General features: G+C 49.4%; 20 protein-coding genes. 9 read left to right on the forward strand and 11 right to left on the reverse strand.

Going from position 1 to position 22,692, the window contains the following annotated elements; translation table 11 throughout:
* Positions 1 to 10 precede the first annotated feature (10 nt).
* Genes crtE through FEK30_RS08945 form a run of 3 tightly spaced genes read left to right on the forward strand, consistent with a single transcriptional unit; the run spans position 11 to position 2,250 of the window.
* The gene (gene crtE / locus FEK30_RS08935; RefSeq protein WP_030006210.1) at positions 11 to 919 is read left to right on the forward strand and encodes a geranylgeranyl pyrophosphate/diphosphate synthase/geranyltranstransferaseCrtE; all 909 of its coding nucleotides are present in this window, start codon (positions 11 to 13) and stop codon (positions 917 to 919) included.
* Between the two features lie 21 nt (positions 920 to 940).
* Positions 941 to 1,396 (forward strand): divergent PAP2 family protein, encoded by a 456-nt coding sequence (locus FEK30_RS08940; protein WP_030006209.1) that lies wholly within the window; start codon positions 941 to 943, stop codon positions 1,394 to 1,396.
* Positions 1,397 to 1,449: 53 nt separating this feature from the next.
* A complete protein-coding gene (locus tag FEK30_RS08945; protein ID WP_138072976.1) occupies positions 1,450 to 2,250 on the forward strand; it encodes an LCCL domain-containing protein in 801 nt (266 codons plus the stop codon).
* A 22-nt stretch (positions 2,251 to 2,272) separates the two neighbouring features.
* On the opposite strand, the gene ygfZ is transcribed toward FEK30_RS08945, so the two are convergent.
* Positions 2,273 to 3,331 carry a CAF17-like 4Fe-4S cluster assembly/insertion protein YgfZ gene (ygfZ, locus tag FEK30_RS08950; protein ID WP_138072978.1) on the reverse strand — a complete coding sequence of 353 codons (1,059 nt, stop codon included), beginning with the start codon at positions 3,329 to 3,331 and terminating at the stop codon, positions 2,273 to 2,275.
* A gap of 91 nt (positions 3,332 to 3,422) precedes the next feature.
* On the opposite strand from ygfZ, the gene FEK30_RS17110 reads away from it, so the two are divergent.
* The 3 genes from FEK30_RS17110 to FEK30_RS08960 are packed head-to-tail and all read left to right on the forward strand — an operon-like array spanning position 3,423 to position 4,692.
* Positions 3,423 to 3,557, forward strand: a complete 135-nt coding sequence (locus FEK30_RS17110; RefSeq protein ID WP_255447843.1) for a DUF8624 family small hydrophobic protein — start codon at positions 3,423 to 3,425, stop codon at positions 3,555 to 3,557.
* A gap of 39 nt (positions 3,558 to 3,596) precedes the next feature.
* Entirely contained in the window at positions 3,597 to 4,013 is a 417-nt protein-coding gene (locus FEK30_RS08955; RefSeq protein ID WP_255447844.1) for a GNAT family N-acetyltransferase, read from the forward strand.
* Between the two features lie 7 nt (positions 4,014 to 4,020).
* Positions 4,021 to 4,692 carry a serine/threonine protein kinase gene (locus FEK30_RS08960; RefSeq protein ID WP_138072982.1) on the forward strand — a complete coding sequence of 224 codons (672 nt, stop codon included), beginning with the start codon at positions 4,021 to 4,023 and terminating at the stop codon, positions 4,690 to 4,692.
* A 4-nt stretch (positions 4,693 to 4,696) separates the two neighbouring features.
* Here FEK30_RS08960 and FEK30_RS08965 read toward each other — a convergent pair whose 3' ends face one another.
* The gene (locus FEK30_RS08965; protein WP_062433333.1) at positions 4,697 to 5,239 is read right to left on the reverse strand and encodes an NYN domain-containing protein; all 543 of its coding nucleotides are present in this window, start codon (positions 5,237 to 5,239) and stop codon (positions 4,697 to 4,699) included.
* A gap of 445 nt (positions 5,240 to 5,684) precedes the next feature.
* On the opposite strand from FEK30_RS08965, the gene FEK30_RS08970 reads away from it, so the two are divergent.
* Positions 5,685 to 7,358 carry a glycosyltransferase family 39 protein gene (locus FEK30_RS08970; protein ID WP_138072984.1) on the forward strand — a complete coding sequence of 558 codons (1,674 nt, stop codon included), beginning with the start codon at positions 5,685 to 5,687 and terminating at the stop codon, positions 7,356 to 7,358.
* Between the two features lie 72 nt (positions 7,359 to 7,430).
* On the opposite strand, the gene FEK30_RS08975 is transcribed toward FEK30_RS08970, so the two are convergent.
* The 3 genes from FEK30_RS08975 to FEK30_RS08985 form a co-directional block, all read right to left on the reverse strand.
* Positions 7,431 to 7,805: a Crp/Fnr family transcriptional regulator gene (locus tag FEK30_RS08975; protein ID WP_012306702.1), complete on the reverse strand. Its 375-nt coding sequence runs from the start codon at positions 7,803 to 7,805 to the stop codon at positions 7,431 to 7,433.
* A gap of 147 nt (positions 7,806 to 7,952) precedes the next feature.
* Positions 7,953 to 9,242: a DUF4335 domain-containing protein gene (locus tag FEK30_RS08980; protein ID WP_168191137.1), complete on the reverse strand. Its 1,290-nt coding sequence runs from the start codon at positions 9,240 to 9,242 to the stop codon at positions 7,953 to 7,955.
* Positions 9,243 to 9,326: 84 nt separating this feature from the next.
* The gene (locus FEK30_RS08985) at positions 9,327 to 9,917 is read right to left on the reverse strand and encodes a DUF3038 domain-containing protein (protein WP_012306700.1); all 591 of its coding nucleotides are present in this window, start codon (positions 9,915 to 9,917) and stop codon (positions 9,327 to 9,329) included.
* Between the two features lie 678 nt (positions 9,918 to 10,595).
* Here FEK30_RS08985 and FEK30_RS08990 point away from each other — a divergent pair.
* A complete protein-coding gene (locus tag FEK30_RS08990; protein WP_138072988.1) occupies positions 10,596 to 10,985 on the forward strand; it encodes a hypothetical protein in 390 nt (129 codons plus the stop codon).
* Entirely contained in the window at positions 10,982 to 11,401 is a 420-nt protein-coding gene (locus tag FEK30_RS08995; RefSeq protein ID WP_138072990.1) for an HNH endonuclease, read from the forward strand. Before FEK30_RS08990 ends, FEK30_RS08995 begins: the two co-directional genes overlap by 4 nt.
* Before the next feature lie 62 nt (positions 11,402 to 11,463).
* On the opposite strand, the gene pruA is transcribed toward FEK30_RS08995, so the two are convergent.
* From pruA to FEK30_RS09025, 6 genes are all read right to left on the reverse strand, one after another.
* Positions 11,464 to 14,484: an L-glutamate gamma-semialdehyde dehydrogenase gene (pruA, locus tag FEK30_RS09000; RefSeq protein WP_138072993.1), complete on the reverse strand. Its 3,021-nt coding sequence runs from the start codon at positions 14,482 to 14,484 to the stop codon at positions 11,464 to 11,466.
* Between the two features lie 105 nt (positions 14,485 to 14,589).
* The gene (locus tag FEK30_RS09005; protein WP_138072995.1) at positions 14,590 to 16,320 is read right to left on the reverse strand and encodes an ammonium transporter; all 1,731 of its coding nucleotides are present in this window, start codon (positions 16,318 to 16,320) and stop codon (positions 14,590 to 14,592) included.
* A gap of 70 nt (positions 16,321 to 16,390) precedes the next feature.
* Complete coding sequence (locus FEK30_RS09010; protein WP_138072997.1) at positions 16,391 to 17,455, reverse strand: potassium channel family protein; 1,065 nt, start codon at positions 17,453 to 17,455, stop codon at positions 16,391 to 16,393.
* 431 nt (positions 17,456 to 17,886) lie between these two features.
* Positions 17,887 to 19,686: a hypothetical protein gene (locus FEK30_RS09015; protein WP_255447845.1), complete on the reverse strand. Its 1,800-nt coding sequence runs from the start codon at positions 19,684 to 19,686 to the stop codon at positions 17,887 to 17,889.
* Positions 19,676 to 19,990 (reverse strand): potassium channel family protein, encoded by a 315-nt coding sequence (locus FEK30_RS09020; protein ID WP_254048090.1) that lies wholly within the window; start codon positions 19,988 to 19,990, stop codon positions 19,676 to 19,678. Before FEK30_RS09020 ends, FEK30_RS09015 begins: the two co-directional genes overlap by 11 nt.
* Positions 19,991 to 20,275: 285 nt before the next feature.
* Entirely contained in the window at positions 20,276 to 22,420 is a 2,145-nt protein-coding gene (locus tag FEK30_RS09025; protein WP_062433293.1) for a polyribonucleotide nucleotidyltransferase, read from the reverse strand.
* Between the last annotated feature and the right edge of the window lie 272 nt (positions 22,421 to 22,692).

Genomic DNA, 22,692 nt, shown 5'->3' on the forward strand with positions numbered 1-22,692 from the left:
AAACGTAGCTATGGTAGTTGCAGACGCTCACACCCAGGGCTTTTCCCTCGCGCAATATCTCCAAGAACAAAAGACCATCGTCGAAACCGCCCTTGACCAATCCTTAGTTATCACTGAGCCTGTCACCATCTACGAAGCCATGCGCTATTCCCTCCTGGCTGGGGGGAAACGGCTACGCCCGATTCTTTGTCTTGCTGCCTGTGAAATGTTGGGGGGCACCGCCGCCATGGCGATGAATACGGCCTGCGCCCTGGAGATGATCCACACCATGTCTTTAATCCATGATGATCTGCCCGCCATGGACAATGACGATCTCCGTCGAGGCAAACCCACGAACCATAAAGTTTATGGGGAAGATATTGCCATTTTGGCAGGGGATGCCCTGCTCTCCTACGCCTTTGAATATGTGGCCCGCACCCCGGATGTTCCGGCAGAACGTCTGTTGCAGGTGATCGTGCGCCTCGGCCAAGCGGTGGGGGCAGAAGGCCTCGTCGGTGGCCAAGTGGTGGATCTCGAATCGGAAGGGAAAACCGATGTTTCCGTAGAAACTTTGAACTTTATCCACACCCATAAAACAGGGGCATTGCTGGAAGTTTGCGTCACGGCGGGGGCAATTTTGGCCGGAGCGAAACCCGAAGAGGTGCAACTACTCTCCCGTTATGCCCAAAATATTGGTCTGGCTTTTCAGATTGTCGATGATATTCTCGATATCACTGCCACCGCTGAAGAATTGGGCAAAACAGCGGGCAAAGACCTCGAAGCCCAGAAAGTGACTTATCCGAGCCTATGGGGTATTGAAAAATCCCAGGCTGAGGCCCGCAAGCTGGTGGCAGAGGCGATCGCCTCCCTCGAACCCTATGGTGAAAAGGCCAATCCCCTTAAAGCCCTGGCGGAATACATCGTTAACCGTAAAAACTAACCCGCGTCACGGCCAAGCACCATGGATAATTTCAGCGCAGTTTTCCAAAATCACATCCTGATTGTGGCATTAGTGGCCTGCATTACGGCACAGTTGCTCAAAATTCCCATTGATTTGATTCGTTATCAAAAAACCAGCCTCCGTTCCCTCTTCAGTGCTGGGGGGATGCCCAGTGCTCACTCTGCTCTAGTGGGGGCTTTAGCGACAGGGGTTGGTCAGGCGAAGGGATGGGATAGTTCTGAGTTTGCGATCGCCTGTTTGTTTGCAGTGATTGTAATGTACGATGCCGCCGGAGTACGCCAAGCTGCGGGTAAGCAAGCGCGTATTCTCAACCAGATCATTGATGATATGTTCCAGGAAAAAGAATTTAGCGAAGAACGGCTCAAGGAATTGCTCGGTCACACACCCGTGCAAGTATTTGTGGGGCTTTCCCTGGGCATTGCGATCGCCTTTTTTGCCAATAGCCAACTGGCCTAGACCCAGATCCTGACCTTCATCCCTAAACGAATTTCTTCTTATTTCTAAGCTTCATGATGCAATCTACGACTTATTTTTTCGGGGCGATCGCCCTGGCTTTTTCCCTGGGCGCCTGTACCCAAAACAGCACCACCCCAGAATCTAACGCCACTGGAGGCGGAACTGTTGCGATCCCAGAAGCAGCACCGGAAACCCCAGCGTCGCCCCCAACCCTCCAATTCACTACCCTGGAATGGGAAGCCAGCCCCGTTAGCCTCGAAATCCAAGACCAGGTAGGACAGACCTTCGAGTTTTCCTGTCCGCCGGGGGATCCCAACCAAAGAATTTGGGGTACGGGTGTTTACACCAGCGATTCGTCTATTTGTGCCGCCGCCGTCCATGCAGGTCTATTCGCCGCAGAGACCGGGGGGAATTTAACTTTAGAAATCCTCGCGGGCCAAGACTTCTACACCGGTAGTCAACAAAATGCAGTGACCAGTCGTGATTACGGCGCTTGGGGTGGGAGCTTCCGTTTTCCGGAGGCCAGTGGTAACGCTGCAACAACGCCAAATATCCAGTGGGATTCGACCCCAGGCTCCTTCGGGATTGCCGAAAATGTTGGCGATCGCTACAGTTTCAATTGCCCACCCAACGGTGAACTAGGGGCCTCGGTCTGGGGGACAGATATTTACACCAACGATTCCGCAATCTGTGTGGCGGCAGTCCATGCCGGAGAAATTGACCTAGCTACGGGCGGCCCGATCACCATCGAAATTGCCCCCGGTCAGGACAGCTACACCGGCGGCGATCGCAATGGCGTGGTTACTGCCGACTATGGCTCCTGGGGCGGCAGCTTCATCTTTTTAGACGAATAAAAAAGCAACCAAAGACAGTTCCCTAGGGTTCGGGGTAAGCATGGGTCACATAGGGAACCGCGACAACTTTTCCAGTCACTTCTCCTGCTGCCACTTCTAACCCTTCTCCACCCACTTTCGTACGGATATAACCAAGGGCAAAGGTGTTATCCGGGTCAATACTGGTGATGATGCCAGCCCGTTCTTCACCCACAAAAATTTTGCAAGGGACTGCTACGGGGGCAGAAAGTTGAATCCCAAAGAGGCGCTGTTTAACGCCTTTGTAGGTATTGAGGCGGGCAATGGTTTCCTGGCCAATGTAGCAGCCTTTATCAAAGGAAATACAATCCCAAAGCCCTGCTTCCAGAGGGTTATAGTCTTCGGTGAGTTCTTGGTCGGGGGCGGGTCTGCCTTGGTGAATGCGCAGTTTCTCCCAGGCTGCTTCGCCACAGGGGATCATTCCTAAATTCATCAGAGCTTGCCAAATTTCGACACCAGCCTCGGCGGGAATATACAGGGTATAGCCCGGTAATTTCAAACTGTTCCCCGTCGCACAGAGAATGTTTTGTCCCTGGATTTCTAGAAATTGATGACCACCAGCCGGAAAGTCAGCTAAGGTTACGCCAGTGAGTTTTTCGAGAATTTCTTTGGCCTGAACACCCATCAAAGACAGGATATTGAACTGCCCAGAAAGATCACTAATTTCTACTTTGTCCATTGGAAAGAGAAACCGATCAAACCATTCCAGGAGAAAGGTCTTTTTCTGGGGTGAGACCTGCACCCAGAGGGCATCATTTAGAATATGCACCGTGGCGAGATCGATGGTGCGGGCCGTGGAATTAACGAGGACAGTGTCACAGCTTTGGCCCGGTTGAAGCTGCTGGATTTGATTGGTGCTTTGGTTATGGAGGTAGCGTTGACGGTCAGCGCCCGTAAAGTTGAGGAGACCCCAATGGCTTTGGTCATAGAGCAAACAGCCATTGCTGAAATCTTGGGAAATGTCGGCGTCGTTCCCAAAGGTTACAACGGCCTCACCGGAAGCTGTTAAAGGAAAGCCTTGGTGCTGGTGGTATTGCAAAAGGGGGGTCATGGCAATGGTCATGGATACTCAATTTGGCACAGATTCCATTATGCCAAGGGGAGAGGTTACACTGACAGAGATATTTTCTATGTGTTGTTTGGGATCGCCACCTATGGACTTATTTCGTCAACAGATTCTGCCGTTCTTAATTTTGCTGGTCTTCCTCTTGGCTTTAGGGATTGTCAGCGCCCGGATTTTTCTCCCCACCGATATGCTCGCCCCAGCACCCATTAGTTTTTTGGGCTAGGTCATGCTACCAGCGGGCTTTTCTCTGAGACGGGGTGCGATGATCGACCGACCGTTATTGTTAAAGTTTTTGCACCGCAGTTACCAGGAACTTTATCCGGAAACGGGTTTCGATCATCTCCGTACAACCTTGAACCATTACTTCACAGTGGATACGCCCCTCTGGTGGGTACGGACAGAAACGGAGCAAGTGGTGGGTTGTCTCTGGCTGGGCAATAGTGTTGATCAAATTAGCGGCGATCGCCACAGTCATATTTTTCTGTTGTATGTGATGCCGGAGTATCGCCGTCAGGGGCTGGGTTCGGCGCTTATGGCCACAGCGGAACGGTACGCGAAAACCAAAGGCGATCGCCAAATTACCCTCCAGGTTTTTACGAATAATCAGACGGCCCAGAGCTTTTACCAGACCCTCACCTACCAGCCCCATGCAATCTTGATGCGAAAAATCCTCCCCTAAAGGATCTATGGCTCAATCTCGACTCCAAGTTTTTTGCGATCGCCTCGAACAGGAACTCCGACCCCACCTCGATCTCACCAGCGAGCATCCCCACCATCCTGTGATCGTGCGCCATTGTCCCAGCCCTTGGTATTGCGTGGGCACCGGGAACTATGCTGCGGTTGTCGCCCACCCTGATTTTCCGGCGTGGGTGGTAAAGGTCTATGCCCCCCACCGGGAAGGATTTGCCGCAGAAGTGGAAGTTTATCGTCGCCTAGGGACCCACGCTGCATTTTCGGAATGTTATTACGCCAAGGATGGCATTTTAGTGCTGCGGCGTTTGCATGGCACGACCCTCTACGACTGTGCCCACCGGGGGATTCCGATTCCGAAACAAGTCATTGAAGATATTGATCAAGCCTTGGATTATGTCTATGCCCAGGGCCTTAATCCCCATGATGTCCACGGGAAAAATGTGATGTTGGGGGTCGATGGTCGGGGACTTGTGGTAGATATTTCCGACTTCCTCAAACCAGAGCCCTGTTATGCCTGGAAAGATCTTAAACGGGCCTATTATTGCCTTTATCGACCCCTGATTGCTGGTCTCAAATTAAAAATACCCTATGCTTTTTTAGACCAAGTACGCACGGTCTATCGCGTTTATCGTCGGCTTGGCGATCGCCTTTTTTTGAAACCTTGAAACCTTAGAGGCCATGGCGTAACTGACGTAAAATCTGTTGGGTTTTCGGATCAAGACTATTTAAGAGTTGCCCCCGTCGCTGCTGGCGTTGGCGTTTGCGATGATCCCGGGAACGTCGATTGGCGGCGGCCACATCCGATTGCAACTTTAAAGAAGACATCCATTCCGCCCCATAACCCACCACCGTATGCCGTTGGGCCTGGTCAGAGGTCACCACAATTACCCGTCGGGGCGTATTATAGTCGTGCCGAAAAGCGGCGCAGGCTTTTTCGATGTAAGTATCGGCAGTTTCCGAGAAAGCGGTGTAGTAAGCGGAAACAAATTGCGTATGTTCTTCTTCTTGGCTAGGGGTCTGCTGGTAATGGGCGTCAAAAACGACTTTTGTCCGGTAGCAGTTGTGGGAGGCGTAGTTAATTAAAACTTCAATTAATTCGTCCCGTGCCATCTCAAGGCCGTGGCGATCGCGGGTTGCCTTAAGCTCCTGCCAAGCACCAATGACGTTATAACCATCCACTAATAGTAACGCTTCGGGGGATTGGGACTTCATGACTCACTCGTAACCTCCATGGTGAAAAAAACAAAAGGATTTTAATGGATAAAAACCACATCCTAACAAGTTTTGTCACGCTTCTGCCATCGTCGAAATTATCGCTGCGGTCTGCTAATATCGTTCACCATTAATAGTAACGCTTCGGGGGATTGGGACTTCATGACTCACTCGTAACCTCCATGGTGAAAAAAACAAAAGGATTTTAATGGATAAAAACCACATCCTAACAAGTTTTGTCACGCTTCTGCCATCGTCGAAATTATCGCTGCGGTCTGCTAATATCGTTCACCATTGCGAGAAGACAAAGACTCCCCTGGGGTTGCATCCCCTTGCCGTTCATTTTAGTTAAGGCTTCATTTTAAAGTTGCAATTCTTTTTAAATACCTCCCCAAAAAATATTATTTCAAGCAAAACGTTACCCGTTTTTTTATTATGGTTTTGGGTGATTTTAGGCGGGATTATTCGCCTGACAAACCTTGGTGCAAAACCCCCCTGGACCGATGAATTTGCGACCCTCCTCTACAGTCGCGCCGAAAATTATAATCAACTGCCCTACGACGAAATTCTCACGGGGAAAGAGCTTTTAGCGCCACTGCTCGGCTACCCAGACCAAGGTGTCACTGAAGCGGCCCATTTTTTGATCCATTACGATAACCACCCGCCGTTATATTTCATGGTGGTTAACCTCTGGCAGCGCCTATTTCCCCTAGAGATGGGGGGTTACATTTCCATTGATGGGGTGCGTCTCCTCTCGGTGCTGCTTAGTTTGTTAGGCATTGGAGCGCTTTATGGTTTGGCAAAGTGGCTCTTTCAGTCGGAAAAAATTGCCCAACTTACGGCGGCTTTGATGGCTTTTTCGCCCTTTGATATTTACCTGGCCCAGGAAGCTCGTCACTATACATTAATTGGTCTGTTTGTGATCGCTTCCTTGGGATTTAGTTTCCTAGTGCTGCGCCAAATTAAGACCCGGCAGGCGTTGTCCTGGGGGCAAGTTTTTGTGGGGATTGTCCTCTGTGGGGCGGGGCTGTTAGTGCATTACTTTTTTGTTCTGACGCTTCTGGCCGAGGCGATCGCCCTGGGGTGGTGGATGGTGGCCCACCGCAAATATCCGATTCCGAAGCAATGGTGGCGTTTAGGCACAATTATTCTGACAGTGGGGCTTTTGGGGCTGATCTGGAAAACCCAGGTACTCCCCGACAGCTATGGCACGAGTATGACTAGCTGGATTCGCCTCGATCGCAGTGATTGGCTGGCATGGCTCAGTCCGGTCTTTCAGTTGTTGGCCACCGTTGTCACGATGGTGATGCTTTTGCCCATTGAGGTGGATTTTTTGCCGACGGTAATTGTCTGTGGTGCGGTGATGATCGTGGTGGGTATTCGTTTTTTAACCCTGTGGCGACAAGGCATCAAGGCCCAGAGCACGGTTTCTCAGTTTCAGGATGAGTTATTTTTTCTCTGTCGTTTTGTGGGGGCTGCCTGGGGACTTTTTGGGGTGCTCAGTTTTGGCCTCGGCATCGATATTACCCGTGGGGCCCGTTACAGTTTTGTGTATTTTCCGGCGGTAATTCTCTTGGGGGCCGTTGGCCTGAGCTATTTTTGGCAGCGGGAGAATATTCGCTGTCTAGGGGTTGAAACGATGGGGACTCGGTTTCCCCAGGTGAAATCTGGGACAAAGGCGATCGCCTTTATGGTGCTGATTAGTTTTTGTAGTGCCTTAACTGTCGTCCATGATTGGGGCTACCAAAAGTACTACCACCCCGACAAAATCGTTGACCGACTCGCAACAGCAACCCAACCTGTACTGATGGTGCTCCCCAGGGAAAGCACCGTGCAAATTGGCGAAATGATGGGGATTGCCTGGGAACAGCAACGACGTGCCCTAGAACGTCCTGTATTTTTTGCTTTTGTACCAAAACAAGATGCGCCAGCAGCTTACACTGACGATTTAGACAGAATCAGCGCTCAATTTTCCCAAACGCCCTTTGAATTATGGTCGATCAACATCTTTGAACCGATTCCTCTGTCAAACTGCCGCGCTTCTGAACAAGTTTGGGTTTCTGGCTACTACAGCGATGTTTACCAATGTACCCCTGATCTGCCATTTCCCAGGGGATAAATTTGAGCGGCTTTTCCCAATGAATCTTCTCAGCGGGATTCAACCGCAAGGCACTTTTGTTAACAACCGTCCCTAACCCTGGGCCTCTAGCTTTTGGTTCGTGCGACTTAAACGCTCGGCTAAGGTTTTCATGATTTCGATGGCAAAGTAGGGATTTTGCTGGATGAGAAACGTAAATCGCTTTTGGTCAATCACCACGAGGCGACAATCCGTTTTGGCGATCGCCGTCGCACTGCGGGGGGAACCCGGCTCAATGACGGCCATTTCTCCTAAAGCTTCCCCTTCACCGAGGATACTCAAGGGTTGCCCTTGAAACTGAATTTCCACTTCCCCGGTTTGGATAATGTAGAGCAGATCGCCTGGGGTGCCTGCGCTAAAAATTACAGTGCCCGCCGCGAAATCCTGGGTGTCGTGGTCATGTCTAAATAAGTCAAAATGCGCCATCATGATTTAGTTCCTTCTGAACTCTCGAAATAAATTTCTAAAAACGAGCCAATGCCCGCCTATTCACGATCATAGTGGAGCTAAGGCCGCTTTTTTGCGTATTTCTTTGGGCTTATCGCGAATTTAACTTCCCCTTTACCAAGGCTGTTTTTAGCGGGGCGCTTCGGTAAAAGCCTGGACACGACCATCGGGATTTAACACTAGGCGAAATGTCCGACTTTCAGCAGGAAAAGAAGCGCCAACATTGCGACCCACAGAGAGAAAAGAAAGTTGGGGTTGATACAGTTCGGCAGCTTTACCAATGGGAAAGACCGTTTCAATGGCCCCTTGTTCACTGAGCTTTAAACGATATTCCAACACTTCACCGAGGTCGGCGGGACTCTGCCACTGGGTTTGAAAATGACGTTCAACTCGCTGTTCGGGGTTTAGCCTTGGGGCATTGGCGGGAGACAGGGCGATCGCCTCTTGCTGGGGCGCATCGGCAAATTGTTCTGCTTGATCGGCAGCGGTGGTTCTGGCCATTTGTCCCCCAAAGCTGGGAGCGACGCTCAGACTGGTATTCTCCCTGGGGGCAGTAGCCGTGATCGGGGCCGGATCATTACTAGGGGGACTGGGGGGGGATGCGGTTGGGGGAGCCGGATTCGCAGTCGTGGTTTCCCCTGGCGTCGGTTGAGTCAGATCAACGGTTTGGGGGGCAACCCGTGGGTCATCTAGGGGCGCATCGGCTGCGGATGGCACTGGCGAGAAGGTATAGGAAGCGTGGGGATCCGGAGGGATAAGCTCTACTTGGTTGCCCGCTTCATCCGTAGCTTCAAGGTTTAGGGCACTACTGGTTTCCGGGATTTGTTGCTGTTGCCAAACGGCGTTACTAATCCCCACCACGAGGAGAAAAGACGCGGCGATCGCCCCCCAGCGAGTGACAGTCCGGCGTTGTTGGCTAGCAGTGAGGCTGGGTAAAGCCACCATGTCCGTCTGGTAGGTTTCGAGGGCCTCCGCCAGGTCATGGAGCTGGGTGGCGTTGAGTTTGAGGGTCGGGCCAGATTCCTTGGTTGCTAGGCGACCCAGGTGGAGGGTATGGGACAAAAGTCCCTGGGTGACAAGCTGGGGTTGGGGCAGGGTGGCGACGGTCTGACCAGGGGTGTTGTGGTAGCCATAGACAGAGGCGGCTTGGGGCAGCCATTCTAGGTCTGGACTGAGGTCTTGGAGAAACCCTTGGACATAGTCATTGACGGCGGTGGCGAGGGCATCCAATTGGGGGCGATCGCCTTTGATGACGATGCGCTGGTCGGGGCCAAGGCGCGGATCATCAAAACTCAACTCAAAATTCAATTCTTTAATCAGCGGCTTCCCTGTCCACTGGGAGAGGGCCGAGGTTTTCGCTGCCACTTCCAGGCTACAGGTGGGGGGAGTATAGCGACGGGTGAGGGTGGGAGAGAGCATAGGAACCATCTAAGAACGAAAACAAACTACGGGGGAATTGAGTAAAAAAGAGAAAAAATCAAGGGTGGAGTTTAGGTCAAGTCTCTAGGTTTTGCCTTGATCGATTAATGCTAACCAGAGGCGTCGATGTCCATTTTTGGCCCCATAGAACAGCAAATCAATCAGTAATTTCAGGGCGAGTCCCACTAAAGAGGCTGAGGCGATCGCCTCCCCTTCCTCCATGCGTTCTTGGTAGGTGTTGCTAAAGTTATCGAGGTAATCCCCTAAAAGGGCGGCTCGGTGGGGTTCCTGGCCTTGTTCGGTCATCTGTTCCAGGAGAGCGCAGGCGCGGCGAATGTCATCCTGCTGCTGGCGGGCTAAATGGCAAATGATCAACACCAAAGAGCGGGCTTCTTCGACGTCTAATTTTTTGCGGCCCCCACTACTTTTCCGGAGGGGGTTGGACTGTCGCAGTCGCCATAAGGTAACGCGATCGCCGATGACTGCCTCTAAATTTAGCTCTTTGGCCGCCTGTAACATCGCCTCTGAACTCAGGCCCGCTAAGGACTCCAACGCCAATAAGACCAAGTCCAGATGACTTTTAATATTCTCTAGCTGCTGACCATCGGGGGGCTGGGCCAGGGGCAAATCCGCAAAAGACGCAGGGGTAGGAACGGCTTGGAGACTAGGGCGCATAGTTACAGCTTAGGTGAGAAAAATAGAGACCAGCGTTGGGTTACAGATTTTGCAACTCCCTTGTGGCAACCCCGTGATGGGCAACATATCCCCAATATTATGCCCCACCCCTAGGACACGACTCGGTCGTGCTCAAGATGTAATGGTGAGAAAGTGGAGTTTTTTGGTCGCCAAACCCCATACCTGTCGGTCTTAACTGCGCATTTTCCCACACGGTCAAAAATGGTCATATTCACAAGGGAAAACAACGTTCAAATGTTGCCGATATGGATGACCGTCCATTGAACACTCCAGTAAAAAGTTGACATATTTTCCCGCCGTAAACGGTCGAAGATTTCTTGATACTTAGCTGGGTTGCAACACAATTAGCCTTACCATCTCTCCATGTCCGTTTAGGGTCTCCCAATGCTCTTTACCAGAAAGCTGTCCTAAAAGGTGACTGAACTTGCTGAAGTTAAGACGGGGCTTTAGAGCCATTCTTCCGGTTATTAATCAACGCCTTCAATAGGAGCAAAGCCTTGACGCTGAACCTTCTCAGTCACATGACGCGGCTCTAGGAATTGCAGGAGATAGTCAGGGCCTCCCGCCTTAGAACCCACACCAGACATCTTGAACGCTAAAAGCTCACGATATAATTTTAGCCAGAGTTCAACTCATTGAATTGAGTAGTCAAAATTTATGAGCACTCGCATTACGATTGAGTTACCAGATGACGTATATCAAAGAGTTGAGCAATTTGCCTATCTCGCCAATCGTGACTTGTCCAGTGTTGTGGCGGAGAGTATTCAGCTTCTCATTCCTGCTTCCCATCCCAATAGCACAGCAACTCCTGCGATTACAGCTTTAGATGATGAAGAGATTTTAGGTCTAACCGAGCTACAGATGGAGCCAGAACAAGATGCCCGCCTTAGCCAGCTACTGGATTTACAACAAGCAGGGCAACTGTCCAATCCCGATTCCTCCGAACTTCAGACTCTGATGCAAGTTTATCAAGAAGGACTTCTGCGTAAAGCGACAGCATTAAACGAAGCTGTGAAACGTCGATTAATTCAACCTCTCAGCGAATGAGCTACATCCCAGAAGAGCTGCGCCAACAGGTGAGAGAAACCGCCAATAATCAATGTGGTTACTGCAAAAGCCTTCAGAAATATGTTTTAGGTATCTTAGAAATCGATCACATTATCCCAAAAGCAGCAGGCGGTTCGGACGAAGAAAATAATTTGTGGCTAGCTTGCCGTCTCTGTAATTCCTACAAAGGCACGAAAACCCATGGCATCGATCCAGTGACGAATACCACCGTTGCTTTGTTTAATCCCCGTACTCAAAAGTGGTCAGAGCATTTCATCTGGGAAAGAGAAGGTGCTTTGATTCGTGGTTTAACTGCTTGTGGTCGTGCGACAGTGCTTGCTCTTCAACTGAATAATCCCTATGCAGTCATGGTACGACAAGCTTGGATTTCGGCAGGATGGCACCCACCCGATTAAAGTAATTGAGGCGATCGCCCTCCCATACTTCTACAGAAAGGCGATCGCCACTATTTCATCAATTAATCAACGCCTTCAATGGGCGCAAACCCTTGACGCTGGACATTTTCCGTCACATGACGTGGCTCTAGGAATTGCAGGAGATAATCAGGGCCGCCCGCCTTAGAACCTACACCGGACATCTTAAAGCCCCCAAACGGTTGACGGGCCACGATCGCCCCCGTAATCCCCCGGTTGATATAGAGATTGCCCACTTCAAATTCCTCCGTTGCTCGCTCGATGTGTTGCGGTGTCCGGGAATAAAGGCCCCCGGTCAATGCGTAGTCTGTGCCATTGGCAACCGCTAAGGCTTCATCAAAAGAACTGACTTTAATCACCGCTAATACTGGCCCAAAAATCTCCTCCTGGGCGATCGCCTGATCCGCTTGTACATCAGTGAAAATAGTTGGGGACACATAATAACCATTGTTGGGAACTGCCGTTTCAAAGGCGACTTTTGATTGTTCCTTGCCCTTCAGGATGTAGTCCTTGATCTTCGCTTGGGCTGCCCCGTCAATCACCGGCCCCATCTTGACGCTCGGATTATCCGTTTCGCCGACCTGGATTGATTTCACCGCCTCCACCAAACGTTCCACAAAAATATCGTGGATTGCTTCCATCACAATGGCACGGGAACAAGCCGAACATTTCTGACCGCTATAGCCAAAGGCCGAATGGAGCACACCCGTCACCGCTTGGTCGAGGTCGGCACTGTCATCGACGATAATCGCATTCTTGCCGCCCATCTCGGCAATGACCCGCTTCAAGTGCTTTTGGCCCGGTTGGACGATCGCCGCATTGGCATAGATATTACAACCCACTTCACGGGAACCCGTAAAAGCAATCAGATGCACATCGGGATGTTTAACCATCGCTGCGCCTACGGTGGAGCCACGTCCTGGCACAAACTGAAAGACACCCTTGGGGATCCCCGCTTCAATGAGGATTTCCGCGATTTTTGCACCGATCACGCTGGAGGTTTCAGCGGGTTTTAGGAGGGTACAGTTGCCTGTCACCAAGGCTGCAACGGTCATCCCTGTGGCGATCGCAAAGGGGAAATTCCACGGAGAAATTACCACCGCAAGGCCGCGCGGTTGGTAATGGTAGCGGTTAGTTTCGCCACAAACATCGTATTTTTTGAAGCCCTGTACCTGGGATAAATCATCGGGTTTAACGGTATAACCCTGGTGCAAACGCTCCATTTCATCGGCGTAGTAGCGACAAAAATCAATGGCTTCGGAGACTTCTGGATCTGCTTCCTTAAGGATTTTGCCCGTTTCTAGACAAATCCACGCATTCAACTCGTGGCGACGGGCTTCCATGATGTCGGCAGCTTTGTGGAGAATGTTGGCCCGTTCCGAGACGGGGGTTTTTTTCCAGGCGGGAAAAGCGGCTTTGGCGGCGGCGATCGCCCCTTGGGCTTGCTCTAGGGAAATTTGACCAACTTTACCAATGAGTTCTGTGGAACGGGAGGGATTCACCGAGTCCACAAAATTTTCGGTTTGTACATATTCACCGTTGATGTAGGGCAGATAACGTTTGCCAAGCTGTTTTTTTACCTCGGCGATCGCAAATTGGGACTTATCCCGCAGTTCTGGCTCGGCATAATCAACGTTGGCAGCCCCGGCAAATTGCAGATGACGACTATCAAGGTCGTGAATCGTTGCCTTGAGATCACCAGTGGGGGGCGCGATTAATTCTTCAACGGGACGCTCTTCTAGGTTCTGGCGGAGGAAAGAACTGTTGGCGGTATTCTCCAACAAACGCCGGATTAGGTAGGCCATGCCCGGCAAAATTTTGCCGTAGGGACAATACACTCGCACCCGATAACCTTCTTTTATCAACGCCTTCGCAATTTGGTCGCCCATGCCGTACAGCACTTGACATTCAAAATTACGCCGGGGAATGTTGAGTTCTTTTGCAATCGCACAGGCAACCGCCTGGGAACGCACATTATGGCTGGCGATCGCCCCGTAGAGAAATTGATGATTTTCTAGCAGCAGCCGGGTCATGCGTTCGTAATTAATATCCGTCGCGCCCTTTTCGTTGAAAACCGGCTGTTCCCAGTGGTTTTGCAGCGCCGTAATCGTTTCTTGATCCCAGTAAGCCCCTTTCACTAAACGGACAGTGACAGGGGTACCCCGTTCCTTGGCCCACTCAACTAAACTTTCTAAATCGGCGTAAGAATCCCGCAAGTAGCCCTGCAATGTCACGCCAATGTCACTGCGATCACGGAACTCCTCCTCCAGCAAAACCTCTTTCAAAATTTGCAGTGTCAGCGTTTTATATTCGTAATGCTCCATGTCAAAGTGCACCGCAACCCCCAATTCCTGGGCATGGCGTAACAATAGCCGCACCCGTTCCGCCACATTTTCTTTGCTGCCCGCCGGATCGAGGGGATCAAACTGGGAATAAAACGCTGTCAATTTTACGGATACTTGCACCTTGGCGAGATCCTCACCGTCCGCCGCATCAATGGCATCGACCTTAGGCCAATGTTTTGCCGCTGTCGCCAAATCCGCCATTAAATCGAGGTAAGTTTGCTGATATTTCTGGGCTTCTGATTCGGTGATCACTGCCTCGCCCAAGAGATCAATGGTGAACGCCATTTTGTCTCGACGCAGACGTTCAACGGTTTTTAGCACTTGCTTGACGTTTTCCCCCGAAATATATTTAAACGCGAGGGTTTCCACGGATTTACTAATGGTTGCGGCCGCAATCTGGGCCGGAGGAGAATGGGGTTCAGTAAAATTGAGGATTTTTTTTAAAGCTCCAGGTAACTCCACCGACTCATCCCCTAGATACTGTTGGAGATGCTGGGCGATCGCCGTATTGTCCTTGAGGGCTGGCAACACATCAATGAAGCGAAACAGTTGCACCCGCAAATGGGGATTTTCCATGGCCCAGCCCAGCAATTTATCGTCTAGGCGCATCTGGTCTTGGATTTTCGAGAAAAATGACCGTTTTTCCCTGGTGGCAGCGATTAACTCCCTAGCAATTTGTTGGGTACGCGCTTCGTAACGATCCTGAGCATCGATGACCACGGCTAACAATTCTCCGAAAAGACCTATGGTTTAATTTTCCCGGAAAAAGGCAGGCTCAGGGGTAGAGGCTTTGTCAGTGTTTCAGGACTTGGTGAATTTATATTTTCAATCGTTCCAATCTGCGGCAACTGGCTGATTTTCTCCAGAGGCAACGTTGGTAGCCTGCACTTGTGTTAAAAATTGCCCAAAGCTGGTGGCGGCGATCGCCATGTGGGTAATTTCGGCCATGGTCAGCGCCGAGGGCAAATCGGGTAATTGTCCTTGATAGGTGAGGCTCGGTTCCCCAAACCGCTGCTGGAAAATTTCTCCGAGCACGGCCTTTAGGGTCGTTTGTTGTTGCTGCTGTAGTTGTTCGAGGGCCGCTGTTTGTTGGTTAATCGTCTGGAGCAACTGTTGGAGGGAGCGGCCTAAAATGCCCAATTCATCGGGGCGATCGCCAAAACTGGCAAACAAATCTGGGTCAAAATTTTGGTGCTCAATGGCGGCCACGGCCATCGCGGTGATTGTATAAAGTTCCTCTAGGGATTCGGCATTTTCCCGGTGGTTTTGTTCGAGGGCGTCGATCACTTGGTTGTAACGGGTGGCAATGTGGCCAATTTCCGTAAAGGGTTCTACGGGTACCCGCAGGGTCAAGTCTTGGGTCGCGGCCTGGTGATCCATCACCTGAAACAGTTCGTAGGCATCGGTTTTGGCCCCATGTTCAGAAATATTCAAACCCAGGGCTTCGGCTTCCGGGGAAACCCGCAAAGGATACCACCGCTGCAACAGTTGCAAAATTAGCCAAGTCAGCCCCGTCCCCCAGGCAAGGGCGATCGCCACCCCCAAGAGTTGTACTAGCAGTTGACTATGGCGGGCTTCGACATTGCCAAATAAACCGACACAGAGGGTTCCCCACAGTCCCGCGCCCCCATGGACGGCGATCGCATCCACCGCATCATCAATTTTGTAGCGCTTTAAAAGACTCGACACCCATCGGGCTACCCCCGCCGCCGTTATCCCCACCACCACCGCCAAAGGGCTCGACACCAGATCGCAACAGGCCGTAATCGCCACCAGTCCCGCCAGGGAACCATTGATAATTTCCTCGACCTCTGAGCGCTTGAGATACCATTGGCTGAGGAGCATCGCCGTCACCATCCCCGCAGTTCCTGCCAGCACTGTATTGGTAATAATTTGGGGCACCTGGTCATTAAAAACGAAGGTACTTCCCCCGTTAAATCCCAGCCAGCCCACCCACAACAGCAACGCCCCCAAAACGGCAAAGGGCAAGTTCGATCCTTGGATTTTTTGGGTTCCTGTGGGGGTAAATCGCCCTTCCCTAGCCCCGACTAAAAGCAAGGTACCCAGGCTCACCCAAGCCCCCATGCTATGCACCACCGTACTACCCGCAAAATCCAGAAACCCCAGTTGTCGCAACCAACCCGCTTCGTTCCAGGCCCAATGTCCAAAAACCGGATAGATAAACCCCGACACCAGGATCACAATGATGATATAAGCTTCAAACTTGAGGCGTTCGGCGATCGCCCCCGAAATAATCGTTGTGGCCGTACCGCAAAACATCGCTTGAAATAGGAAAAAAGCGGCCTCTTCGGGGTTACCAGTCGTGCCCAAAAAGAAATTGCTCCCACCGATCCCCCCCCATTGGGATAGCCCAAACATCAGACCATAGCCAATTGCCCAGAACAGTATCACCGACAAACCAAAATCGGAGAGATTTTTAACGGCCACATTAATGTTATTTTTTGTGCGGGTCAGGCCAGATTCGAGGCACATAAAGCCAGCTTGCATCAACAGCACCAAACCAGCACAAATTAGCAACCACAATTGATCAATCATAAAGTAATGGGTTTCCTTAGGAACGGATAATTCATCGGGATTAAATTAATTTTGCTGAGGGGGGAAAAGCTTATTTGGGTTGAAATAATTGATAAAACCGGGCAAATTTAGGAATGTCTTCTTCGTGACCCAAAACCACTAAAATATCCCCAGAAGTCAACATTAAAGTTGGACTCGGATGGGTGATAAAATCGCCTTGAAATCGCCGTAAAGCCACCACAATAAAAGCTCCTTTGCCGCGAATTTCTAGTTCCCGGACTGTTTTCCCCACGAGGGATGATTGGGGGGCGATCGCCAACTCAATCATCTGCACATTAATTTGTTGCAAAAGATCATTCAGTTGTTCCTGCTGAGAGGACTGACTAAAGAAATCCGTCGCGGGTGGTGTCGTAATCAAATTAGCCATCCGCGCCCCACTGACACTGGCAGGTAAAATGACGTGGTTTGCCCCTGCTAACCGGAGCTTTTTTTCGGTACTGGGCACTTCCCCCCGCGCCAAAATCATTAACTCTGGGTTCAATTCCCGGGCAGTCAAAGTAATAAATACATTGCTGGCATCGCTATCAAGCACCGTCGCTAAAGCCTTGGCCCGCCGAATGCCTAACCCCTGCAAAATCAGCTCATCTGCCGGATCTCCCTCCTTAGTCAGATAACCCCGCTGTTCGGCGATCGCCAATTGTTCTGGATCAATACTGAGCACCACAAAAGCTTGTCCCGAATCTTCAAGTTTTTGGGCTAAAATTTGGCCAATATAACCAAAACCACAAATAATAATGTGACTTTCTAAATTAGAGATGCTTTTGCGCTGTCTTTCTGCCTCAAACGCCCGATTAATCTCTCCTTCCGTCACCATTTGCACAAATCCTCCCACCCCATAGATGGCCGCTGATGTCCCCGCTAAGATGACAAAAATCGTAAATAGTTTTTCCGGCGTCGTCTCCAGGGGTTTTACTTCTCCATATCCCACTCCAAACACCGTGATCACGACCATATAAAACGATTCTAGGGCCGTCCAACCAAACAACATATAGCCACAGATCGCAATCACAATGGTGATTAAAAAAAAGATCGACCCAGTTGTCACCCGTTGAAAAGGGGTTTGAGAAAATTGAGGTGCAGCGTGGGGACGATCCATACCCTGAATAACTTTAAAGCGATCGCGATGGTTACCCTAGAGTATGGCAGTTTCCCTCAATCTAGCTTGTATCTAATTTAGCTTCCCTGAAAATCGTAGTTTTCTGGAATTTAGCCTTAACCTTTTGCTTGAAATTTCTTACTCCGGAGAAAATTGATTAATTTATTCTTCTGGTGATTTTACAGGGATAGATAATGGTATTAAATAAGAAAAATTCCCAGGCCGCTTGAGGATTTTGTGTTGAGTAAAAACCCTGAAAAATAACGATGTTACTCCTAAATTCTGAAGCTAAACTGAGGGGATAAAATGTAGGAAATTGGGCTCAGTTTTGGCAGCAGGTAGACGAGGCTGCCAGAAACAATTCCTTTAACTCAAAATGAATGACATCAGTCATTTTTTTAGAAGTATAGAGACGATTTCATCAGACATGTTTAATCACTTCTACCACCACCTAGTAACCACATTAAATTAAAACCAACGCTCACATCATCATCAGATTGACGAATTAGGCTACCAATATTTCCTTTGCCTGAGGTGTTGGTACCATAAACTCCTAAACCAAAATTGGATTTGGGAAATAGATAACGCGCAGCAGCTGCCCAAACAAAGGGATCATCACTAAGCATAGGAGTTACTTCACCAATTAGCTGTAGTCCGGGAGACAGCTGTAAATTAACACCTAAACCTGCACCAACAATGCTCTCGTCAGAAAATAACGCTACTTTCGGATTTAACGTAAAACTGATCGTATCATTGGGAGAATAAGCAAAAGATAAATCTCCTAAAAAGGAATCGGTACCATCTTGAAATACAAGTGCAATTCTCGAACCTAAGGAAAAGGGATCACCTTGGGCCTGATTCAAAAAATTAAGTTTAGTCGCAACACCAGATTTAAAATTATTTTGTAATGGCTGATCATTATCTGCTAATTGCGAAGCTAGAAATTCTATTTGAGCGGTATCACTGAGACCAAAACTAAGCTGTGCGCCACCACTGTCCCCATCAGTAGTAATTCCACCATCCAAAAGAATCATGCCTTTACGAACAGTGGTGGGACTACTAAGAAGAATGCCATCAAATAGTAATTGCTTCTCTCGATACGTCATAGGAGGAAAAGGGTTATCTCCAAAGTTCCCCCGATAGGTTTGAGCAAGATCAGGTGTATATCTAAGCTTAAATAAAGCTCCTACTTCATCACCATTGGGCAGAAAAGTTAGTAACTTAGTTGCTGGTGTGGTGCCTAGCCGGTTGGTCACTGAAAAATCCAAGGCGAGGTTCGGACTATGCAAATAACTAAAACCAGCATTCCAAACCACCTTTTCGCTAATACTACCGTCTGTATTGACGCTATTGCCGCCAGAAGAGCCAATCGGAAAATTAATGTCCGCTAGCAAACCAAATCTTTCACTTAATTGAAGAGTTATCCCTGTACCAACATTAAAGAAAGTACCGTAGAAATCTCCCCCATTAACGGTCTCAGGGAAAATCGTCGCTCCAGCCACTGCATGCCACTGAGCATTTTCGGAGATATTATATATCACTGGTAATTGAATGGTACCAGCCAGAACATTATCTTTTTGGCGGGCAGAAGTACCTTGTTCACTGAATAAACCATTTTCGGAACGGACTTGTATCCATTCAAGTGAACCAACAATTCCAAGACTATAGGAAGGCTCTTCGATCAGTTTGTACTTAACATTTGGTGCTACAGATGAAAAAGTTAGATTAGTTCTTTCTCCATTAAATCTATCACCTAAAACATCATCAAAAAATGAGACATCCGCACCTATTTGTAATCTGTCCGTAACACCATATTCAATAGAACCATAATATACTTGTAACCCCACACCAGTGGATTCTGAATTAGTAGGATAGACAATAAATCCAGAACTAAGATCAAGAACGCCTGAAGGCAATGTAGTTGCTGATTCTATAGTTGCAGGCTCTAAAAAATTAGCCTCGAAAGGACTGGTCGAATATTCAATGACTCGATTTCCTGTGACTGTTTCTTCTTGAGTATCGGCATCTTCCTGCTCAACAATATCTGAAATCAGCATCTGAGCACTATTTTCTAAGTCGAAAGCATTGGTATCTGTAGAATTTCCTATCAGAGATTCGTTGACTTCATCTGCTGCAGCCACAGCAAAAAAACTAGTCACTAAATTGATAGAGAAAAGATATAGGCTTAGTTTTTTTACATTCATGGCAACAGCTAATTGATTAATCCACACAATGATAACGCCTTAAATCATATCCAGATCTTTTTTTGAAGTCAATGATGGCCGCTGATGTCCCCGCTAAGATGACAAAAATTGTAAAGAGCTTCTCTGGTGTTGTCTCCAGGGGTTTGACTTCTCCATATCCCACCCCAAACACTGTGATCACCACCATATAAAAGGATTCTAGGGTAGTCCAGCCAAACAACATATAGCCACAAATCGCAATCACTATAGTGATTAGAAAAAAGATTGACCCAGTTGTCACCCGTTGAAAAGGGGTTTGAGAAAATTGAGGTGCAGCGTGGGGACGATCCACACCCTGAATAACTTTAAAGCGATCGCGATGGTTACCCTAGAGTGTGGCAGTTTCTAGCAAACCAGCTTGTATCTAATTTAGCTTCCCTGAAAATTACACTTTCTTAAAGTCTAATCTTAACCTTTTGTTGAAAATTTCTTACCTTGAAACAATTTGATCGGTTAGTCTATTCTTCCGACCATTTGACAACGATAAATTCTGGTGCCAAACAAAAAAAATCCCCCAAGTCACTTGAGGGAAATTACATTAAATTACAACACCGAAAAATAGTGATGTTTTATATTTTTATTGAGCAGCAACCCGAGCGGCGGCCGCTTCATCAGGATGGATCCCTAGGCGGGTGAGATTAATGCGTCCTTTGTTATCAATTTCGCGCACTTTAACCACCACTTCATCACCGACAGCAACTTCATCTTCGACTTTGCCCACACGACCTTCTGCCAGTTGCGAAATGTGGATCATGCCCTCTTTCCCCGGCATAATTTCCACAAAGGCACCAATTTGAATAATGCGGGTGACTTTACCGAAATACACATCCCCTTCGTTGAGCTTGCGAGTCATGTTTACGATTAGGCGCTTGGCTTTCTCGGCATTTTCCGATTCAGAGGAGGCGATCGTTACGGTACCGTCATCGGCAATATCCACCTTGGCACGGGTTTGCTCGGTAATCCCTTTAATGGTTTTGCCACCAGGGCCAATGACCATCCCAATTAAATCAGGATCAATCTTGATGGTGAGCAGACGGGGAGCGGCTGGGGACAATTCCTTCGGCTCGGCAATGACATCGGTCATTTTTTCGAGGATATGGAGACGAGCAGGCAGCGCTTGCTTAATCGCTTCTGCCACCACTTCAACGGCTAGGCCAGTGATCTTCATGTCCATCTGGAGGGCCGTAATCCCGTCCGCTGTCCCGGCAACCTTAAAGTCCATGTCGCCGAGGAAGTCTTCAATCCCCTGGATATCGGTGAGGATGCGGACTTCTTTGCCTTCTTTGATCAGCCCCATCGCGGCACCACTCACGGGCTTGGCAATGGGCACCCCAGCATCCATCAATGCGAGGGTAGAGCCACAAACAGAACCCATGGAGGTGGATCCGTTGGAAGATAAGACTTCAGAAACGACCCGAATGACATAGGGAAATTCATCCTTCGGCGGCAATACGGGTAAAAGGGCGCGTTCGGCCAAGGCCCCGTGACCAATCTCTCGACGGCCAGGCGATCGCATTGGGCGAGTTTCACCCACGGAGTAGGGGGGGAAATTGTAATGGTGCAAGTAGCGCTTTTCGTCGGAGGGATGTAAATCGTCCATCTCTTGGGCATCACCGGGCGTTCCGAGGGTGGCAATGGATAAAACTTGGGTCAGACCTCGGTTAAATAAACCGCTACCATGGACGGCTCTCGGTAATACAGCAGTGCGACAGGAAATGGGGCGCACTTGATCCAATTTACGACCATCAACCCGAACCCCATCTTCGACGATTTGGCTCCGCATCAGCTTTTTCGTCAGCGCCTTGAAGGTGTTATCAATGAGCTTCGGTTCTTCTGTGGTTTTCAGCCGCAGTGGTGCATCTTCCGGCAGAGCTTCGATGGCCTCAATAATTTCTGTTGCTTTGATTTCATCGAGGGCGGCATCGCGACCATTTTTATCGAGGTCAAATTGACTCAAGACTTTTTTGATCTTGTCCGTGGCGCGATCGCCAATGAATTTTTCGAGTTCCTCATCCTTAGCAGGTGGCTCAGCGCTGACCATCTCAACGCCAAGTTCCTTCATCAACGCGCGTTGGGCTTCGATCAACTCTTGGATCGCCTCGTAGGCGAAATCAATCGCCTCGATCATGTCCGCTTCTGGCAACTGATTGGCTCCGGCCTCAACCATGATCACACCGTCGGGGGTGCCAGCAACTACGAGGTCTAAATCCCCATTCATCATTTCTCGGTAGGTGGGATTGAGGATAAAATCATCCCCCACCAGACCAACTCGGACGGCGGCCATCGGCCCGTAGAAAGGTAAACCCGCGAGCAATGTAGCCACAGAAGCCCCCGTCACAGCGAGGACATCCGGCGGCACCTCTTCATCGAGGGAGAGCGTTGTGGCGACAATCTGAATATCGTCCCGCAACCACTGGGGAAATAGCGGGCGCATCGGTCGGTCAATGAGGCGCGAAATGAGCGTTGCCCGTTCTGGGGGGCGGCCTTCTCTTCTTAGATAACCACCGGGAATTCGTCCTGCTGCGTATAATCGTTCTTCGTAATCTACCAGCAAAGGTAGAAAGTCAATTCCTTGTCTGCCAGGGGCTGTCGTTGCACTGACTAAAACCGCTGTATCTCCTGATTCAATTAAAACTGACCCGCCGGCCTGAGGCGCAAACAAACCTGTTTTTAGTCGAATTTCTCGCCCATCGAAAGAAATCGACTGAATATGTTCTTGCATTATTGCGTGTTGTCCTTTTGTTTATGATCACTTTTCTTCGTTCTGTGGCAATCGTAACACTTTATGCTGGCCCCGATCCTAGACAGCATTGGCGATCGCCCCTGGTTCCTTGAACTCCCCAAAATCTCCTTCAAAGCGTCAATCTCTGTCTCAAGAATTAAGAACTGTCATGTTTTTCTGATACGCCCCTTGCCAAGGCTCACTTTCTCCGCTTATAATGCTCGCTTGTGGCTAAATGTAACCAGTTATACGAAGTTTACTGACGAAGCATA

Source organism: Picosynechococcus sp. PCC 11901 (assembly GCF_005577135.1).
Classification (GTDB): domain Bacteria; phylum Cyanobacteriota; class Cyanobacteriia; order Cyanobacteriales; family MRBY01; genus MRBY01.

Bases quoted from the DNA above. Each gene is read 5' to 3' on its own strand.
- FEK30_RS08990 (WP_138072988.1), top strand. From the start codon at position 10,596: ATGAGCACTCGCATTACGATTGAGTTACCAGATGACGTATATCAAAGA.
- FEK30_RS08995 (WP_138072990.1), top strand. From the start codon at position 10,982: ATGAGCTACATCCCAGAAGAGCTGCGCCAACAGGTGAGAGAAACCGCC.
- FEK30_RS09010 (WP_138072997.1), bottom strand. From the start codon at position 17,455: ATGGATCGTCCCCACGCTGCACCTCAATTTTCTCAAACCCCTTTTCAA.
- FEK30_RS09005 (WP_138072995.1), bottom strand. From the start codon at position 16,320: ATGATTGATCAATTGTGGTTGCTAATTTGTGCTGGTTTGGTGCTGTTG.
- FEK30_RS08985 (WP_012306700.1), bottom strand. From the start codon at position 9,917: ATGCGCCCTAGTCTCCAAGCCGTTCCTACCCCTGCGTCTTTTGCGGAT.
- crtE (WP_030006210.1), top strand. From the start codon at position 11: ATGGTAGTTGCAGACGCTCACACCCAGGGCTTTTCCCTCGCGCAATAT.
- FEK30_RS08955 (WP_255447844.1), top strand. From the start codon at position 3,597: ATGATCGACCGACCGTTATTGTTAAAGTTTTTGCACCGCAGTTACCAG.
- FEK30_RS08965 (WP_062433333.1), bottom strand. From the start codon at position 5,239: ATGAAGTCCCAATCCCCCGAAGCGTTACTATTAGTGGATGGTTATAAC.
- FEK30_RS08975 (WP_012306702.1), bottom strand. From the start codon at position 7,805: ATGATGGCGCATTTTGACTTATTTAGACATGACCACGACACCCAGGAT.
- FEK30_RS17110 (WP_255447843.1), top strand. From the start codon at position 3,423: ATGGACTTATTTCGTCAACAGATTCTGCCGTTCTTAATTTTGCTGGTC.
- FEK30_RS09025 (WP_062433293.1), bottom strand. From the start codon at position 22,420: ATGCAAGAACATATTCAGTCGATTTCTTTCGATGGGCGAGAAATTCGA.
- ygfZ (WP_138072978.1), bottom strand. From the start codon at position 3,331: ATGACCATTGCCATGACCCCCCTTTTGCAATACCACCAGCACCAAGGC.
- FEK30_RS08940 (WP_030006209.1), top strand. From the start codon at position 941: ATGGATAATTTCAGCGCAGTTTTCCAAAATCACATCCTGATTGTGGCA.
- FEK30_RS08960 (WP_138072982.1), top strand. From the start codon at position 4,021: ATGGCTCAATCTCGACTCCAAGTTTTTTGCGATCGCCTCGAACAGGAA.
- FEK30_RS08945 (WP_138072976.1), top strand. From the start codon at position 1,450: ATGATGCAATCTACGACTTATTTTTTCGGGGCGATCGCCCTGGCTTTT.
- FEK30_RS08980 (WP_168191137.1), bottom strand. From the start codon at position 9,242: ATGCTCTCTCCCACCCTCACCCGTCGCTATACTCCCCCCACCTGTAGC.